Below are 1,323 nucleotides of genomic sequence, written 5' to 3'. Positions count from 1 at the left end.
CAGCAAGGGCGCTCCTACGGCGTCGGCTACGACAAGGTTCACGTTGCGATCGACGACGCCACCCGCCTGGCCTACGTCGAGGTCTTGCCCGACGAGAAGGCGCCGACCACGGTGGGCTTCCTGAGCCGTGCGGTGGCCTGGTTCAACAGCCAGGGGATCGAGTGCCGGCGGGTGCTCAGTGACATTCATCCTGGGTGCATCCCAATCAGGTCATCGCCAACGGCCGGTGGCGGGGTTTCGATTGGGACCGGTGCCTGCCTGGAGCTACTGCTGTGCGATTGGAGCCTGATCCCTTTGGATCTGGACTCCTTGCCTGTTGACCGTGGCCCCAGGCAGGAGCACGCCGGCGCTGTGCTCCAGCCCTGTTAGGAACCCGGCGACACCAAAGACCACGAGGTCTGTTCTGGTGATCCCTCATAGCGAATGTCAGGTGCCGGCTCGCGTCGTCGTGTCATTCACCACCCCCATCCCCTACTCCCTGGAGGTGACCATGGCCTTGCGGATCGGCATCGACATCGCCTGCCGCACCAGCCACCGAGCGGCCTGTGCTGATGCCACCGGCAAGCTGCTCTGGCGCAACGTTCGATTCCACACCTCGGCCGAGGAGTTGGAAGCGCTCTGGCAGCGAATCCCCACTGACGAGAGCGATGTGCTGGTGGTGATGGAACCCACCCGCAATGCCTGGGTCCCTCTTGCCGCCTGGTTCCGCCGTCAGGGCGCTCGGGTGGTGATGGTGCCCCCGGAGCAATCGGCTGATCTGCGCGCCTACTACAACAAGCACGCCAAAACCGATCGCCTGGACGCAGAGCTCCTGGCCCGCCTACCTGTTCTGCATCCCGACGGTTTGAACCAGGAGCGCGGTCTCGGCCCTGGCGACCCCCTGCGGCGTGCCGTGAAGCTGCGCGCCTCTCTGGTGCGGCGGCGCACCACCTGCATGCAACGTCTGGATGCCTTGCTGGAAATCCTCGGCCCTGCATGGATCGTGGCTCTGGGGTCGGACATGACGATCACGGTGCTGAAATTCCTCAGCCGCTGGCCCAGCCCTCAGCAGGTGTTGAGGTTGGGCAAGGCCAGGCTCAGCCGTTGGCTGGTGCACCACACCCGCAGCAACTGGGGCGAGCGCCATGCAGAGGCCATCGTTCAGGCTGCTCAGGCCTCTCTGCGGCTCTGGGGTGAGGACGGTATGGACTTTGAGGCCCTCTCCGCCGACATCGCCCTGGAAGCGGAGCTGGCACTGGATTTGGATCGCCAGATCGATGCGATCGAGGAGCGGATCTGGGATTACTACTGCGAGGCCGATCCCGAGCAGATCCTGCTGTCGGT

At 64.8% G+C, this 1,323-nt stretch carries 1 protein-coding gene and 1 pseudogene; both read left to right on the top strand.

All coding sequences use genetic code 11. The features are described from left to right. Positions 1-369, top strand: a pseudogene (locus ACLNEE_RS16700) (hypothetical protein); the annotation flags it as partial. Positions 370-448: 79 nt separating this feature from the next. Then, positions 449-1,323, top strand: an 875-nt coding sequence (locus ACLNEE_RS16695; protein ID WP_412007426.1) for an IS110 family transposase, incomplete at its 3' end; no start/stop codon positions are given.

Source organism: Aphanothece stagnina RSMan2012 (assembly GCF_046764815.1).
Classification (GTDB): Bacteria; Cyanobacteriota; Cyanobacteriia; order PCC-6307; family Cyanobiaceae; genus NIES-981.
This window is presented reverse-complemented; position numbering and strand designations above follow the sequence as displayed.